Source organism: Cohnella sp. GbtcB17, assembly GCF_019091135.1.
Classification (GTDB): Bacteria; Bacillota; Bacilli; order Paenibacillales; family Paenibacillaceae; genus Cohnella.
Genome location: NZ_JAGXJW010000270.1, coordinates 1 through 268 on the forward strand (window position 1 = coordinate 1; position 268 = coordinate 268).

1 protein-coding gene is annotated in these 268 nt (G+C 53.7%); it reads left to right on the forward strand.

The genetic code is table 11. The annotated features are described in order from the left end of the window. On the forward strand, positions 1-268 hold a 268-nt coding region (locus tag KVT38_RS33755), incomplete at both ends, for a hypothetical protein (RefSeq protein ID WP_217598081.1).

The window sequence follows — 268 nt, forward strand, 5'->3', positions numbered from 1 at the left end:
ATGCTTCCGGCACCGTGTCCAACACGGGCATGGATACACGGACGGGAGGCTTCGCAGCCAACGGCGAGCGCGATGGTAATATCGTAAAATCATACGCTATCCTGTCTGTTGTGTCTGCCTCCGGTGTTAAAGGATCGACACGCTCGTATACTGGTGGATTCGCCGGATACAACGACGGAATTTTATCCGGCGTGTATGCGAACGTGCCTGCTATCGAGGTTAATATCACAGGCGCGAGTGACTTTAAGGGCGCATTGGTGGGCTACAA